This is a genomic window from Erysipelothrix larvae (genome assembly GCF_001545095.1).
Lineage (GTDB): Bacteria > Bacillota_I > Bacilli_A > Erysipelotrichales > Erysipelotrichaceae > Erysipelothrix > Erysipelothrix larvae.
Genome location: NZ_CP013213.1, coordinates 2,310,730 through 2,326,473, shown reverse-complemented (window position 1 = coordinate 2,326,473; position 15,744 = coordinate 2,310,730). Strand labels below are relative to the sequence as shown.

Annotated in this window: 20 protein-coding genes; 6 read left to right on the top strand and 14 right to left on the bottom strand. The window is 36.5% G+C overall.

What is annotated here, in order from left to right; genetic code table 11:
• Window positions 1–46: 46 nt before the first annotated feature.
• The 6 genes from AOC36_RS10815 to AOC36_RS10790 are packed head-to-tail and all read right to left on the bottom strand — an operon-like array spanning window position 47 to window position 3,650.
• Window positions 47–790 (bottom strand): MerR family transcriptional regulator, encoded by a 744-nt coding sequence (locus AOC36_RS10815; RefSeq protein WP_067634178.1) that lies wholly within the window; start codon window positions 788–790, stop codon window positions 47–49.
• 9 nt (window positions 791–799) lie between these two features.
• A complete protein-coding gene (locus tag AOC36_RS10810) occupies window positions 800–1,465 on the bottom strand; it encodes an HAD family hydrolase (RefSeq protein ID WP_067634176.1) in 666 nt (221 codons plus the stop codon).
• Window positions 1,440–1,853: a hypothetical protein gene (locus tag AOC36_RS10805; RefSeq protein ID WP_067634174.1), complete on the bottom strand. Its 414-nt coding sequence runs from the start codon at window positions 1,851–1,853 to the stop codon at window positions 1,440–1,442. The genes AOC36_RS10810 and AOC36_RS10805 overlap by 26 nt, the downstream gene beginning before the upstream one ends.
• Window positions 1,850–2,563: a YaaA family protein gene (locus AOC36_RS10800; RefSeq protein WP_067634171.1), complete on the bottom strand. Its 714-nt coding sequence runs from the start codon at window positions 2,561–2,563 to the stop codon at window positions 1,850–1,852. The genes AOC36_RS10805 and AOC36_RS10800 overlap by 4 nt, the downstream gene beginning before the upstream one ends.
• Window positions 2,560–2,919 (bottom strand): arsenate reductase family protein, encoded by a 360-nt coding sequence (locus AOC36_RS10795; RefSeq protein WP_067634170.1) that lies wholly within the window; start codon window positions 2,917–2,919, stop codon window positions 2,560–2,562. The genes AOC36_RS10800 and AOC36_RS10795 overlap by 4 nt, the downstream gene beginning before the upstream one ends.
• 41 nt (window positions 2,920–2,960) lie before the next feature.
• The gene (locus AOC36_RS10790; protein WP_067634169.1) at window positions 2,961–3,650 is read right to left on the bottom strand and encodes a metal-dependent hydrolase; all 690 of its coding nucleotides are present in this window, start codon (window positions 3,648–3,650) and stop codon (window positions 2,961–2,963) included.
• Between the two features lie 69 nt (window positions 3,651–3,719).
• Between AOC36_RS10790 and AOC36_RS10785 the strand changes: the two genes are divergently transcribed.
• Window positions 3,720–4,244 carry a phosphatase PAP2 family protein gene (locus tag AOC36_RS10785; protein WP_067634168.1) on the top strand — a complete coding sequence of 175 codons (525 nt, stop codon included), beginning with the start codon at window positions 3,720–3,722 and terminating at the stop codon, window positions 4,242–4,244.
• A 402-nt stretch (window positions 4,245–4,646) separates the two neighbouring features.
• On the opposite strand, the gene AOC36_RS10780 is transcribed toward AOC36_RS10785, so the two are convergent.
• Window positions 4,647–5,540 (bottom strand): patatin-like phospholipase family protein, encoded by an 894-nt coding sequence (locus AOC36_RS10780; RefSeq protein WP_067634166.1) that lies wholly within the window; start codon window positions 5,538–5,540, stop codon window positions 4,647–4,649.
• An 81-nt stretch (window positions 5,541–5,621) separates the two neighbouring features.
• On the opposite strand from AOC36_RS10780, the gene AOC36_RS10775 reads away from it, so the two are divergent.
• On the top strand, window positions 5,622–6,749 hold the full coding sequence (locus tag AOC36_RS10775) for a DNA recombination protein RmuC (protein WP_067634633.1): 1,128 nt from the start codon (window positions 5,622–5,624) through the stop codon (window positions 6,747–6,749).
• A gap of 60 nt (window positions 6,750–6,809) precedes the next feature.
• Window positions 6,810–7,460 (top strand): hypothetical protein, encoded by a 651-nt coding sequence (locus AOC36_RS10770; RefSeq protein ID WP_067634164.1) that lies wholly within the window; start codon window positions 6,810–6,812, stop codon window positions 7,458–7,460.
• An 18-nt stretch (window positions 7,461–7,478) separates the two neighbouring features.
• Here the strand turns inward: AOC36_RS10770 and alr are convergent, their stop codons facing one another.
• Entirely contained in the window at window positions 7,479–8,558 is a 1,080-nt protein-coding gene (gene alr, locus AOC36_RS10765; protein ID WP_157777186.1) for an alanine racemase, read from the bottom strand.
• A 20-nt stretch (window positions 8,559–8,578) separates the two neighbouring features.
• Complete coding sequence (locus tag AOC36_RS10760) at window positions 8,579–9,001, bottom strand: hypothetical protein (protein ID WP_067634160.1); 423 nt, start codon at window positions 8,999–9,001, stop codon at window positions 8,579–8,581.
• A gap of 266 nt (window positions 9,002–9,267) precedes the next feature.
• On the opposite strand from AOC36_RS10760, the gene AOC36_RS10755 reads away from it, so the two are divergent.
• From AOC36_RS10755 to AOC36_RS10745, 3 genes are read left to right on the top strand one after another with little or no spacing between them, the layout of a single operon-like run.
• Window positions 9,268–10,125, top strand: coding sequence for a YitT family protein (locus AOC36_RS10755; protein WP_067634158.1), 858 nt, complete (start codon window positions 9,268–9,270; stop codon window positions 10,123–10,125).
• A gap of 22 nt (window positions 10,126–10,147) precedes the next feature.
• Window positions 10,148–10,807, top strand: coding sequence for a beta/alpha barrel domain-containing protein (locus AOC36_RS10750; RefSeq protein WP_067634156.1), 660 nt, complete (start codon window positions 10,148–10,150; stop codon window positions 10,805–10,807).
• Between the two features lie 59 nt (window positions 10,808–10,866).
• Window positions 10,867–11,145 (top strand): HesB/YadR/YfhF family protein, encoded by a 279-nt coding sequence (locus tag AOC36_RS10745; RefSeq protein WP_067634154.1) that lies wholly within the window; start codon window positions 10,867–10,869, stop codon window positions 11,143–11,145.
• 274 nt (window positions 11,146–11,419) lie between these two features.
• Here the strand turns inward: AOC36_RS10745 and AOC36_RS10740 are convergent, their stop codons facing one another.
• The 5 genes from AOC36_RS10740 to AOC36_RS10720 form a co-directional block, all read right to left on the bottom strand.
• On the bottom strand, window positions 11,420–11,800 hold the full coding sequence (locus AOC36_RS10740; RefSeq protein ID WP_157777185.1) for a PTS sugar transporter subunit IIA: 381 nt from the start codon (window positions 11,798–11,800) through the stop codon (window positions 11,420–11,422).
• 4 nt (window positions 11,801–11,804) lie between these two features.
• Window positions 11,805–12,506, bottom strand: a complete 702-nt coding sequence (locus AOC36_RS10735) for an N-acetylmannosamine-6-phosphate 2-epimerase (protein WP_067634149.1) — start codon at window positions 12,504–12,506, stop codon at window positions 11,805–11,807.
• A gap of 3 nt (window positions 12,507–12,509) precedes the next feature.
• Complete coding sequence (locus tag AOC36_RS10730) at window positions 12,510–14,075, bottom strand: PTS system mannose/fructose/sorbose family transporter subunit IID (protein WP_232505369.1); 1,566 nt, start codon at window positions 14,073–14,075, stop codon at window positions 12,510–12,512.
• Between the two features lie 40 nt (window positions 14,076–14,115).
• Complete coding sequence (locus AOC36_RS10725) at window positions 14,116–14,577, bottom strand: PTS sugar transporter subunit IIB (RefSeq protein ID WP_067634147.1); 462 nt, start codon at window positions 14,575–14,577, stop codon at window positions 14,116–14,118.
• A gap of 95 nt (window positions 14,578–14,672) precedes the next feature.
• A complete protein-coding gene (locus AOC36_RS10720; RefSeq protein WP_067634145.1) occupies window positions 14,673–15,509 on the bottom strand; it encodes a MurR/RpiR family transcriptional regulator in 837 nt (278 codons plus the stop codon).
• Between the last annotated feature and the right edge of the window lie 235 nt (window positions 15,510–15,744).

The window sequence follows — 15,744 nt, the reverse complement described above, 5'->3', positions numbered from 1 at the left end:
TAAAAAGTAGAGTTTATAGCATAAACTCTACTGATGTTAATTAATCTTAAAGTGTAACGTTAAATTTGAATGTATAGTCATGATGATATTGTTCATCAACAAGCCCTTCTTGAAGTAAAAGTGTATAAACTGCGTGAATCCCTTGATGTTGATGGATGTTAAGACGATGCAAGTATTGAATCGCATCCAATGTAATACTTAACACAGTTTTTGGATCTTTATCTTCAAATTGAAGGAGTGTTTTTCTGACTTCTTCTAAGGACCAGACTGCACTTCGAATGATTTTGATAATCATAATCCGTGAAATGAGGGACTGATCATAACTTCGATAATTATTGTTCCGATTTCTATGTGGATTCAGGAGTCCTTCATGTTCCCAATGCCTTAATGTTGTGACAGAAACACCGGTCAGTTCAGACGCTTTTTGAATGGAGACAGGTTTAGGTAGACGAAGCGATACATTGATATCGGTATTGTTTAGGTATGCCATGGTTTGATTGGCTTGGTCTAAGGCATTCATCAGGTTTCGTTGTTTCGATGCGCACAGCAATAAGACCTGGTTCACATCGCCCTTACGAAGATTTTGCATAATTTCCAGGATTTCTGGCCGTGAAAATCCTGCACGCATCGATAAGACGCAGTGTAAATGATTGACATGGCGTTTGGTATAGACACGATAATTGTTAGTGCCACGTGATGGGGATGGAATGAGACCATAGGTCTCGTAGTTTCGCACACTTGCGACACTGATACCACATGCATCCGCAACATCTTTTATTTTTAGATTCATGAGTGTTCCTTAAAGAGCATCAAAATCAAGATCAAGCAATGCGCTTATGTGATTGATTTCAACGGTTAGTGAAGTGGTTTCTAAATTGCAATGATTCATACGAATGGCCTTCATTCCCAATTTCATCGGGGCAATGATATCGTTTGTCAGATCATCACCAATGTAGACACATTCTTGGGGTGTCAGATTTAAAGACTTCATAAGCGCTTCATAGACCTGAGGATTTGGTTTATGAACCCCTTTATCCCCAGATATTAAGATTTCCGTGAATAGCTTTTGATGGGATGTGAGTGCCGTATCAATTTTGAGACGTTGTCCAATGGAAGATCCGTTTGTAAGCAGTGCAAGGATATAGTCTTTGTGAAGTATTTCAAGTGTTTCAAGCGCACCATCCAATGGTTTTGCATGATATCCTTGATGCGTTCGAATGGTATGAGTAACTTCCTTAATATCAAAGTCAAGTCCATAGGTTTTACTAAAACAGCGTAACACAGTTTCATGGGATACATAGCCATAATAATCCCATTGCTTCAACAAAACGAGTGCTTCATGTTGCTTCTGTAAAGAGAAGTCATGTAAAAATGTTTGAACTAACCATTCATGCATGGGTTTGATGGACTCATTACGGTTAATCAGTGTATTATCTAAATCAAATATAAGGGCTTTTATTGCCATTATGTTCCCTCTCTTTCGCTTTCATGTAACCCTTATAAAGTGTGATGAGTTCAACAAGGAACACAACAATCACTAAGTAAAATATAATCAAATAGCTGATATGTAACAGTGAAAAAAGGGTTAGGATCAATGTGAGTATTGTAAGGCAGATAAACATGATGGATTTTACTTTTAGGTCAAGGTGGATAAATCGTGCTTCTGTCATTGCGAGATCACGATGTGAATATTTGATAATTCCAAATCCAGTCAATACAATCGCTACATACAACAGATAATATTGTGTCAGTAATAAATCACCACTAGAAGACGCAACAAAGAAGCCTAAAAAAATCATACAAATAAGGATGATTGGACTTAGGTATTCGAGTGTCTCGATGATTTTTTTCATTGGACTTCCTTTACAAATTGAATGGTGTTCATGTGAGTTTGTGTATATTGATACCCGTCAAGGTTAAACTGTATGATACCTTCAAGCGTCGTGATTTGATTTTCAAGGATATAGCGTGTAAATAAACCCCGCGCATGCTTTGAGTGGGTGCTGAGGATTTTTGGTGGTTGATCGGCTTTCTTTGTTAAGAATTCAATATCATAGATTGGATTGGATATCTGTTTGCGGTTCATTAATTGTGAGAACTCTTTCGAGGCACAGTTAATAATTGGCGCGTTGAGGCTGTTGAGTGACTCAGTAACAATCCCCGACCATAACTCCTTTAAGTTTAATTCAAAAGGTGTTAAGAAATCAAGCCGATACGATTGGATTCCATCCATGGGTCTTAATAAACCATAGACACTGGAAAAGATACGGCAATGATCGTTTGCGTAATCTAAGGTTTCTTGTGTAAATGTCTGGGGATTCAAGGCTTTAAAAGCTTCCCCTTCATATAAATATAATGCAGGTGTTATGTGATTGTCATGAATGAGATCATAGGTAGATGCAGTAAGTTTATCGGATATCTTAAAAAGAGCTTTGAGTTCTTGATGGGATTTAGATTGTAGGAGTTCAAGAATCTTTTGTGCTTGAAATAAAAACAGCGGTTGTGTGTACGCGTGTTGTGTACGATGCCGCTGTTTCTTTGTTGGTGATAATACGACAATCATTTTTTAAGTGTATCGTATAAATCTTTGTGGAACCCTACAAAAATTCCATGGTCGCCTATGAGGATTGGGCGACGTACTAAACGTCCAGTGGAAGCGAGTAAATCAAGTTGCTCATCTTCACTCATTGAACCAAGCTTATCTTTAAGACCCATATCGCGATACACAAAACCAGAAGTATTAAAGAATCGTTTAATTGGATAACCCGATTCTTGGAACCATTGCTTGAGTTCGTCTTTGGTTGGGTTTTCGTTCATAATATCTCGAGTTTCAACTTCGATATTATTTTCATTTAGGTAATCGAGGGCACGTCTGCAGGTAGAGCATTTTGGCCAATATATAAACAATGGTTTTGACATAATATCTAAAACCTCCTATCGTTAGTTTATCACACAATCAATTACAAATAAATACAAGACTCGTTGAATGGACGCCCAATTTCTGGAACAAATCCATTTGCTTCAGGTAATTGGTTAATGTAATGATATGGATTTTGTTTGAGGGCGCTGAATGTATTGTAATGGACTGGGATAAAGGTATCTGCTTGGATTAATTCAGAAGCCTTCAATGCTTCTTCAATTCCCATTGTGTACTTATCTCCAATCGGTAAAAAGGCAAGGTCTACAGGTCCAATATGTGCCATATCCCCAAAGAATGCAGTGTCTCCAGCATGATATACTTTGGTTGCACCATCATCTAAAATAATGCCAGCAGCTAAACCCATATAGTAGGCTTTGCCTTCATGAACATACGAAGAGCTATGAATGGCTTGTGTGAACTTAACACTGCCAAAGTTACCCACAAGTTTGCCTCCGATGTTTGCTCCAATTGTTTCCAACTGGAATGTTTCTTCCAAAAAGTCACAGAGCTCTACCATACCAATAACGGGAGCATGACAACGTTTTGAAATCTCTACGGTATCCCCAACATGGTCATTGTGACCATGGGTTAGGATAATATAATCAACATCAATGTCATCTACCGAAACAGGACAGGTAGGGTTACCATTAATAAATGGATCGACAATAATTTTGACGCCATCACTTGTCACGATGTGTACACAAGAATGGCCATACCAAGTTAAGATCATAATCTCTCCTCCTTTGTGTACATTATACACTATTCCATGGTATCATTGTGATATTAGAAATGAGGAACTATGGAACTTGAGATACTAAATTTTATACAGTCAATAAGAACTGATATACTGGATATGTTCTTTATCGTTTATACAACGATTGGAAACCATGGGGAGATTTGGTTTGTGATTTTAGGGGTTATGGCTTGTTTCAAGAAAACACGCTTGATGGCACTTGCTGGTTTCATCGCATTAGCAAGTGAATATCTTTTAGTAGAAGGTGTTTTGAAACACATATTCCAAAGACCGCGTCCATTTTATGTGAATCCTGACATTGTATTGATGATATCTGAACCCAGTGGATATTCTTTCCCTTCAGGTCACACCGCAAGTTCATTTGCGGTTGCGTGGACGTTATATATGTATAATGCACCGTATAAGAAGGTGTGGATTGGATTGGCAGCTTTGATGGGATTCAGCCGTCTTTATGTATATGTACATTTCCCTACAGATGTTCTTGCAGGGGCTTTATTAGGAATGTCGATTGGATTTGTGGTATTTAAGATATTTGAGAGAATCGAAGAGAAAAAAAGACTGGGTATATAATGACTGACATGGTACATTCTATGAATGGGTGACCATGTTTTTTGTCTGAACGAATTCAAATTATTTGGAATATCACTTACGTTTTATAGGCGATAGTATCAACATTCGTAGATTATTATATTTTTTGCTTTTTGAGTCGATGGACGAGTTTAAAACAAAGAAGATTTTTTTAATGATTGCTATCTTTTAAATTGTCATATTGAAAGATTCGCTAAAGATCTTGCGATAAATGTGTATGTGGATTTGCATCATGATATTCATAAAGGTTTTTAGAGGAACTATCAATTGATTTTTACGATAACAGGAAGACACTTGAACCATTAGTTTGTGGTTCTTTTTTATGCCATGACCTAAAAAACGCAATCAATGTTGATTGCGTCTCAAGTTATTTTTGCTTATAGGTTATACAAGATTGAATAGCTTCTCCCAAAATGTAGGTTTCTTTATGAGAGTTTCTAAAGACTTCTGATATTCTTCCATAATCTGTTCACCTGCAGTGATCGTATCGATGCCTTTACCAATATCAAACACCCAAATGTCATTTAGTGGAATGTTAATATGTACATCAGCACGTCCTACAACAAGTTCATCTTTAGATCCAGCCATTAAGTCCATAACGCGATTTGCGAGGGGTTGAATTCTATCATATTCTGTAAAATCACTGTCTTGATGCATGGTAACCGCCACAGTTTTTGTTGCACCATATGCTTCTACAAGATCCAAAGGTAGATTCATTTTTACACCACCATCGGTGAGTAAGTAATTGTCATAAGGGACTGCTGATATGATGAATGGGAAACTACACGATGCACGTACAGCTAAAGAGAGCTTCACATCCGATATAACAATCCAATCCTTATGTGCATTGAATAATTCAGGATGTGATACAAATACGATGAGCTTTCCAGTCAAAATATCGACGGAAGGAATCGCTAAAGGTACTTTAACATCACGAATATTTGAGATCCCATGTTCTTGAAATATAGGGTCTATAATCGTTTCAATGACTTCACCATCAACGTACCCTGCATGAATCTTATTTTTAGAAAAAGGAAGCATGCGAAGGCTTGGACGGGAGAACACCCTTTGTTTCAATAAGAGTTCTTCAACCTCAAGTGCTAAAGGAATCATGACCTCAAGCTCTAGACCACTTGCTGCAAGTGCAGCAATAGCGGCACCCATTGAGGTGCCAGCATAGTAATCAATATTGATGCCTTTTTTATGCAACGCTTCAAGCACAGGAAGTTGTGAAAAGGACTTTATTCCACCACCCGATAATGCAATTCCAACTGACATAAAATACACCTTCCTTTAAAGGTATTATATATGAAAATATGCTACAATGGGTGAAAAGAGGTGAATTTAATGGATATTTTTATGACAATAATAACTGTGGGTAGTGTCATTATTTTAGGGTTGTTGCTCTTATTGGTCATTCAAAGAGCATCTTCAAAACAACAGGACTTAATGAATCAAAGGTTCCAACAATTCGAAGATCGCTTGGAAGATCGGTTTATCCGTTTGGAAGATCAACAACGAACGTTTGAACGTGTCAGTAATGCGCAACTGCTAACATTTTTTGACCAACTTTCCAGCTCAGTACATAAGGATTTACAGGAAACAAGTAATGTAATTGAGACGAAATTTAATATGTTGGATATGAAGGTGAATCAGCGATTAAATGAAGGTTTTGAGAAAACAAACGAAACGTTTACGAATATTGTGGAGCGACTTGGAAAAATTGATGAAGCGCAAAAGAAAATCGATGCTTTATCTACGGATATTGTGTCGCTTCAAGATGTATTAACCGACAAGAAAGCGCGGGGTACCTTTGGTGAAGTGCAATTGTATCAAATATTAAGTGCTGTATTTGGGGAGAAAAATGATGCAATCTATCAAATGCAAAAAGGGTTATCCACAGGTGTGCGTGCAGATGCAATTATTTATGCACCAGAGCCTTTAGGGACCATAGCTGTGGATTCAAAGTTTCCGCTGGAGAATTATCGACGGTTAGTTGATGAGTCACCCAATAGCGACCAAGCAGTTAAACTGAGAAAAGATTTCTCAAATGATTGTAAGAGACATATTGATGCGATTTCTTCAAAGTATATTATTGTAAACGAAACATCGGACCAAGCATTTATGTTTGTCCCTGCAGAAGCTGTGTATGCTTATATTAATGCGTACATGCAAGATGTTCTTGTATATGCACAAAAGAAAAGAGTGTGGATTGTGTCGCCAACTACATTCATGAGTACACTGACGTTGCTTCAAACAATGTTAGTTAATATAGAGCGTGATAAATATGCTGCAATTATTCAAAAAGAACTGAGGTTACTCATGGTAGAATTTGATCGCTACAAGACACGATGGGATTCGTTAAGTAATCATATTGACCAAGTTAATAAGGATGTAAAAGACATTCATGTCACAACACACAAGATAACACAACGCTTTGAATCAATTGCTTCAGTTGAAGGTGTTAAGGAAATTAGTGAGGACTAAGCACAACCGTTGATTTAACATGTGAAATGGCTTAAATTTAAATTAAGGATGGGTGATAGTGTGACATATAGAAATCGGATTGTTTCACACAAAACTGTGGAAGCATTTTTCTTGGTTCAGATGAATCAAGTATGCGTACTTGAGACAAATGACGAGAGGGTGCTTGGGGTGGTATGGGACCAAGGAAATTATTACAGCGTTGAATATTGTGTAAAAGAAAATGATTACACGATTACGAAAGATGGAATCACAACAATTTCCCCATATTTAACGCCTTATGCATCTGCTTTGGATTTTGCATGTCAAAACAAAGACGCGTCAAAAAATTTCGATATTATGAAGAATAAACAAGTGTTTAAGGTCATACTCCCTTATATCTTGGATATTCAAAGAGCCCGTAATATTGATGAGTTAAGCGCTTATGTTGATGATCTCTTTGAACGTATTGATCTGGATACAACCAATCAAGATATATGTAAGTTAATGGCTTATGTAGAGTTTCATCATGTATTTGAGATGTATGCTGAATACAAGGTTGACCTTCGGGAGTTTTTCTGTGCGATGATGGAAGAGTGTATGGATAGTATTGATCGGATACTAAATGCTCAAACAATGAGTGTAGAAATGTGTGTGAGTCGAATGTTGATTGTAAACCAAGACCAACGACTAGCGAAAATAATCAGCGATAAATCAAATATAAATACACATTAAAAAGGAGCGAAAGCTCCTTTAGTTGTTTTGGATGTTAATGGTTGCGATGACTTCACCGTGTGACACGTACTTCCGTGTAATACGATCATTGAGCTGAGCCATGACAACATAAGGAATTGTATCAGTATGCTGAGCAATCTCATAGAGTGATCGATTGGGCCCAACGATTTCAACCCAATCACCAACTGAGTCTGAACTGTTTACTTGAATCATGGTTTGATCCATGCAGATTTTTCCCAAGATTGGCATATTTCTTTTTCCTACCTTGAAGGGTAAGCGTTGATTCAATGGATTCAAACCATCTGCATATCCAATTGGAAGGGTCCCAAAGAGCATGTCTTGATCAGCATGAAATGTTCGATTATAGCCAACCGGCTCCCCTTTTCGTAGCGAGTCAATATGGACAATCATGGTTTCAAGCTTCATCGCTAATTTCAGTTTCAAACTGAATGCTTCAAACATATTTGGTTCAACATATCCATACATCCCAATACCAATGCGCTGAGCATTAACAGATGGGTTTTGATATGAAATCGATCCGTGAGAGTTTCCTGCATGAATCCACTTGAATGGATAATCAAGTGTATTAAGAATTGATTCAAAGCGTTTTGCTTGTGTGTCAGTAAAGTCACTGACTTCATCAGCACTGGAAAAATGTGTATAAATACCTTCGATAATATGGGGTGTTGTATCCAATACTTCTTTGATTTCTTCCACTTCTTTAAATCCAAGTCGATTCATTCCAGTATTCACTTCAATATGAAAGCGCACTTGCTGCATATCGTCGCTTAATCGTTTGAAGTATTCCATAGAGGTTAAAGTATAGATAAACTGTGGTTTATGATACAGCGCAATTGCCTGTGGATCAGTGGGACCAAAGATGAGAATATCAGCTGTAATGCCATGTTTATATAAATGAAGTGCTTCATCGAGTGAAGAAACGCAGAGAACACGAATTCCTAGAGATTCTAAATGACGCGCAATCATAATGTCGCCATGACCATACGCATTCGCTTTCACAACACCAAATACAGTTTTGTTAGTAACAGATTCGTAAAGTTTTATATTATTTGTGATTGCATCAAGATCAATTGTCATGATGCATGGACGTGTAGGAATCATATAATCCGTGAGTATGAGTACCCAATATAAACACACACCGCACGATAGAGAAGTCCAAGAAATGCAAACATATCAGCGCGTAAAAGCATTACAACTACAATGTGATATGAAGATAATGAGAATGCACCTGCAATTCCAAAATAAAGCGTTGCATCGGACACTAAAACCGTAAGTAAACCACACACAGCACCTACATACGCAAAACGTGGTTGAACCCCCCGTCCAAATCGTTGAATCGCATAAGCAGTTGCATATGCCGCAGCCCAATAGATAACAGGGAAGTCGATGCTTCCTATGGATATAATGCGTCGAAGATATCCGGAAATAATTCCAAATACAAAAGACCCAATGAATCCTACAACAATGGCTACAATGAATCGTTTGTCTTGATTTAAATGTTTAAGATTATAGATTTCCATAATTTCACCTCTAGAATAGTTTACCACAAACCACCATAATTGAACATCAACACTCTATATTTGCTTAATCTAAATCAAAAACAATGATACCGTATTATTGGTTAGATATAAAATTATTGGATGTCATATAGCAATGATCCCTTGCTATAAACTCAAACGATACCCCTTGTTTATATATGTGAAAAAACCGTGTTAATTATCTTAAATCTCCAATAAAATTTTGTGTCAGTATACTCAATCAATTTGATTAATGTTATAATTGCCACATGAAACTTCAATTAAAAAATTGCCTCTATATGATGGCGGGTGGAGCACTCTTTTCACTTACAGTAAATCTATTCTTAACACCTTTACAACTCTATAACGGAGGGATTACAGGAATCTCCCAATTACTTAGGGACCTTGTCGTAAATGTGTTTCATATAAATCCTGGGTTTGACTTAACAGGGGTTTTTAACCTCTTACTCAACATCCCAATTTTTATCTTTGCCTACACTCGGTTATCAAAGAATTTTGTAGGATACAGTATTATTACCGTTGTGTCTCAAGCAATAACGATGATTGTTGTCCCAATCCCTTCAAAACCGTTGATCAATGATGTCTTCGTAACGATATTGCTTGCGGCAGTCATTGGTGCCTTTGGTTCTTCTTTGAGTTTCAAAGGACGCGGATCTGGGGGAGGTCTTGATATTTTAGGGATTTATCAATCACAAAAGAAAGGTGCAACCGTTGGGAAACTATACCTCGTTGTGAATAGTTTGATCTATTTCATCTGTTTCATCTTCTATAATTTTGAAATTGCAGTGTATTCACTTGTATACTCATTTATCTTTGCTCAATTCTTAGACCGCTTCCACCATCACAACCTTGAGGTAAGTGTTATGGTGTTTACAAAGAACAAGGATATTAAGTATCTTGTTAATTCAAAGATTCGAAGAGGCGCTACGTATTGGGATGGTGCAGGTGCATTCACCAATACACCAATTGAAATCTTTGTTACAATTGTGGCACAGTCAGAAGTCGATGAACTTAAGAAGATGATTCATGGTATGGATCCCAATGCCTTCATCGCAATTACAGAAAATCTAAAAGTATCGGGTGGGTTTGAGAAAAGACTAATTTAGTAAGAAAAGGGGAAGCACAAACATGAATATTCCAGAGTACAATGGTAATTTAAGAGCACATAGTGTAAAACTTCCAGAAGCAATCCACCAAGCAAAAGGGATTCGAATTTTTGGACGACTTATTCGCTCACTTGTATTTTCAACTGATATCGCAGTGATTCGTAACTGTAATGCCGACGCGGTGATTGCAGTATACCCATTTACTCCACAACCTGTAATTTCCAATGCATTAATTATGGCATCGGATATTCCAGTCTTTACAGGAATCGGTGGAGGCACAACACGTGGTCCACGTGTCATTAACCTTGCGGTCGATGCAGAACGCCAAGGTGCTATGGGTGTTGTTGTAAATGCACCAACAAAAAATGAAGTCATCTCACGCGTAAGACAACGCCTGGAAATTCCAATTGTTGTCACTGTTTTGAGCGAAAATGAAGATATTGAAGCACGACTCAATAGTGGTGCAACCATCTTGAATGTATCCGCTGCAGCACGAACTCCTGAAGTTGTGCGTAAAATCCGCGAGAAATTTCCCGATGCTGCCATTATGGCAACAGGGGGACCTACAAATGAATCAATTCTGGAAACAATTGAAGCAGGCGCTAATGCGATTACCTTTACACCACCATCAACTGCTGAGTTGTTCAAAGAAATGATGGCTCGGTATCGAGAATCGCTCTAAGCACTTCAATTATTTTAGTTGGTTTTATATGATAGACTAAACATAGGAGTGGATATAATATGAAAATAAATGTAAGTAAAGAAGCAGCTCAATGGTATCAAGAAAATATGGATTTACAAAAAGGAGATGCCCTAAGGTTTTATGGTAAAGTTTACGGAAGCAGTTCAGGATTCTCCTTAGCTGTTATGAAACTCGAACCAACACGGCCGTATGCGAGTCAAGAAGTAGATGGTATTACCTACTATATTGAGCATGGAGATGCATGGTATTTTGAAGACAAGGACCTTACGATTACATTAGGTGAAAAATATAGTGAACCTCATTATGAACTATCTTAGACGGCAGAATGATGTTTCTTCTATTTCATCAAATTGTAATCAGGATTTAATTATTTGTAGGAGAATAACGTTAGGTTATTTCATCTCGAAATTATAATCTATATTTTTTATGGTAGCATCAAAGCAAGAATACTATTTCACAAATTATTAAACTGAGATGAAATATGAATGATAATTCTAGTATTGTTTTGAAATTCAAAACTCAATAACTATTATTTAAGCCAATAAAAACTCACCGTTTGGTGAGTTTTTTGTTACTACATTAAATCTCGTATCATGGTTTGAAATAGGATATATTATCTCGCCCCAAAGCAACAACTTCTTCCAAAATTTCGTATATGGAGTTAGTTGAATTAAGTCGAAAAGACAGTTCCAACAACATACCCAAATTGATTCCAGTGAGCACATGAATATTACTTAATGACATAGATAACATTGCAGCTTGCTTGAATGGTGTTCCACCATATAAATCCGTTGCGATTATAGTCTGAGAGTTACCTGCATATTTCATAAACAGATTTTTTATACCTGATCCGTCATCTTCTCCACCAAAATCGATACAATAAATATTTGAATTGTTACCAATAATGAGACTTAACGAAGAAAGTAGCCCAGAGGCAAAATTACCATGACCACAAATAATTAACTTAATCATCATTTCATCCCTTCATTCTCTTTAACGAATTTGCATAACGAGAAGTGATAATTTCTGGTCTAGTAATAGAAGTTCCTACTACAACGGCAAATGCTCCTGATTGCAATGCCATAACTGCTTCTTCTGGGGACTCTATTTTTCCTTCTGCTATTACTGGAATATCTGTAATTTTCTTTATGGTTTCAATCAACTTAAAATTCACTCCATGGACATCCTCAGATTCTTGAGTGTATCCAGATAATGTTGTTGAAATTAAGTCAATATCTAAGTTAAGTATGCTTTTAGCTTCTTCCAAAGTTGAAACCTCTCCCATAATCAATGTATCGGGATAATTCAATCGTATTTTCTCAACTATTGATTCGAATGTTTCATTGTTAGGTCTTGCTCGATCTGTTGCATCAAGGGCGATAATTTCAATGCCGATATCCAATATCTCTTTTGCACTTTCATAAGTAGGAGTGATGTATACTGGGTAATCCGGGTTGAAAATTTTATTAATCCCAAGAATTGGTAGGGAAACCTTATTTTTAATAGCTTGTATGTTTTCTTTTCCCGTTGCACGAATTGCGACAGCGCCTCCCTCTTGTGCTGCTACTGCGAATGCAGCCATAATGTTTGGCCCGTACATAGCCCATCCAGGGCGTGCTTGGCAAGATACAATTAAATTACCAGCAATTTTGTTGAGTAAAATATCTTTATGTGTCATAAATTAGAATATACCTAAAAACTTACCTACGATACCGACTACAAAACTTAAGCCAATACACGTAAACATACCTTTCTTTTGTTTATTTAAAATATGATAGAACCCTAAAACTACTAGAAGAGATAATATACCGGGGATTATTGAATTAATCAAATCAATTAACACAATTTCTATTTCTCCGAAAGTCCAGTTCAAGGAAATCGGCACTTTTACAAAACTCATGCTCATTGCTCCTACCACCATTAATCCAACAACAGTAGCCCCTTCAATAAATTTATCAATTAGTTGACTGTTCTTCATTTTCAAAATAATGGATGATCCGAACTCGTACCCATATTTTATAAAGTACCATCTTGATAATATATTCAAGGAAACATTAGGTACTATAAATACGATTGGGCCAAGTAAATTCCCTTCTAGGGCCATCCCTGCTCCAATAGCAGCAAAGATAGTCATAAAGACAGCCTTAAATACAGAATCTCCAATCCCGGACAATGGTCCCATAAGAGCAGATTTAGTTGCAGAAATCGCTTCAAATGTCACTCCACCTTCCCCAATTGCTAAACTTTCCTCTAGTGCGATTGAAACTCCGATGACAGCATTACCTGTATATGGATGACAATTGAAAAATTCATTATGACGTCTTAAGGCAGATATTTGGTCTTCTTTATTAGAATATAGTCTTTTAATCGTCGGAATCATCGAATAACAAAATCCTAGTGAAGTATAACGTTCATAATTGATTGATGTCATCGTAAAGAAAGATCGGCGCATTGTTTGCTTTAGAACACCTTTATCGATCAAACGGTCCACTCGGCTATTGGTTGGTTCATCATCAAAATCCTCAAAGTCATCTTGTGAATCATTTTGTTTTGAAAGACACACATTCGCCATTACGATACAAAGTGCAATTAATGAGATTGCAAGAACGTTAAGCTCTAGATATACTGCGAGTACAAACCCAAAGATAAAGAAAGACCAATACTTTTTAAAATTCATCATTTTAAGAAGCATCGCCATACCTACTGCGGGTAAAATTCCAGATGCTATTTTTAATCCGTCAGTTAATACAGCAGGCATCGAATTTACAATTGCTGTTACAGCATCACTACCTAGAAAGATTGCTAGGAACGTTGGTATAAAGAATACTAGGAAGAATATTGGCAATCCTAGTAGGTGGGTTCTTTCGACACCTTTTATGTTTCCTTCATCTATAAATCTATCAGCACGGTGCATTAAACCAATGTTTATGTTCCATGCAAGCATAATTAATAACTGAGCTAATACCCCAATTGGAAGTGCAAGACTAATTCCAATTTCCGCACGTCCTCCATTTGTTATTGCAAACACTGTCGATAGCATCCCAGCAATTTGTGCATTTGGTGGTACTGAACCACCAATTGGTAATACTCCCATGTACATTAATTCAATACTTCCACCCACTAGGAGTCCCGTTTGAATATCATTCATTATTAATCCAATAATCGGTCCAGCTATTACTGGCCTCGAAAACATCCAATAACCGTAACCATAGTTTTCAAGAATTATTACTGCAATTATGATGCTCAATATAAGAGCTTGTCCCAAATTCATTTTTTTCCCTTTCTTTTTAAAGCGACTTAATTAAGTTTATTGGGGAATCACTAGGGGTTGCCCTAATTTCCAACTTTGTTCCAAAGTCGCTAATCTTTCGAAATACTTCCCTCATGGTATCGTCTATAAAAACTGTTTTGCTCACTTGAGTTCGACCACTTTTATGGTAAAGACCACCAACATTAACAGTCGGTATATTAATTCCATTCTTCAATAGTTCGAGAACAACTTCAGCACAATCAGTTACGACAAAGATAGATTTACTCTCATATTTTTTGAGTAAATCAACCGCTTCTTGTATTGTAACTATGAAACATTTTAAGTTTCGTGGACAAGCTAGCTCTAATGACATCCTTTCCAAATCATTCTTTTGATTTAGTGTAATCACCATTAACGCTTGGCTTTTATAAGTATTTGTCCAAGAATAAGCAACTTGTCCGTGGATTAGTCGTTCATCAATTCTTAATAAAGAAATCATGTTTGTCCTCCTTCTTAATTCAATTGTAAACAACTGACTTCTATTTTCAATGATATTGGGACATTGAGAAACGTTGTTTCAAATGTTGAAACAGCTTACACCGATATTCTTGTTTTTGCGACATTTAAATGGGATTTATCATAATCATATAGACTGCTTATTGCATAGAGTAAATCCACGACGAATAGTTGAGCAGTTCTTGATGCCATTGCTCCGCTACGAAATGTTGTTTCTTTTGCACTAACAAATATGGCTAAATCCGTATATTTAGGGAGTTGACTTCCGATTGAGCCGACGATAGCTATAGATGGAGTTCCACTTTCTTGAAGATTTTTAGCAATCTCAATCATTTCTTTAGTCTCACCAGAGAAAGAAAAAATAAGACCGACATGGTTTTGATTTGAGTTCAATGACTGTACTAATTGGCGATCAACAAGTTGGTAACATTGAGCGATTTTGCCTATTCTCATAAATTTATATGAAGCATCAATTGCAACTACATTCGATGCACCTGTACCGTAAAAATCAACAGCAGTAGCATCTACTATCATTTTGGCTGCGTCAACTAAATCTGCTTCATTAAGGAGCAGTCGAGTTTCTTCTATTGATTGAATAGAAATTTTCGTAATCTTGTCAGTTACATCAAGAACCGAGTCATTGGGCTGGATAATGGTTGAGTTAAGGATATCTAAGTTGATATTTTTGTAACTTTCAACTTCTGTAGCAAGCTTTAATTTCATCGCATGCATTCCTTCTGGAACTATTCGTTTACAAAAACGAGTAACAGTTGAAGGAGATGTGTATGTTTCTTTCGCTACATCCCTACAGCTCTGTGATAAAAACTTCTTAGTGTTATGTAAAATGTATTTTTGTACCATTGATTCACTTTGTGATAAACCACCGTACTCCCTAATTTTAATTAAGATACTCATAATATATACTCCTTCCTATAGTTAAACGATATCATACGACTACTACTTAAAGTCAATTGATTTTTTCTTATACTTTAATATTAAATTAAAATATCCATTTTTTTAGATTATTAACTGACTCATTACGCTGGATTATTATACATGGAAGTGTTAGGAAGTAAATATACAACTAAATAAAAAAGTTGATAGGAGATTTGCTAATATATTAAGTTAAAATCAAATTCTTTAGAGAGTA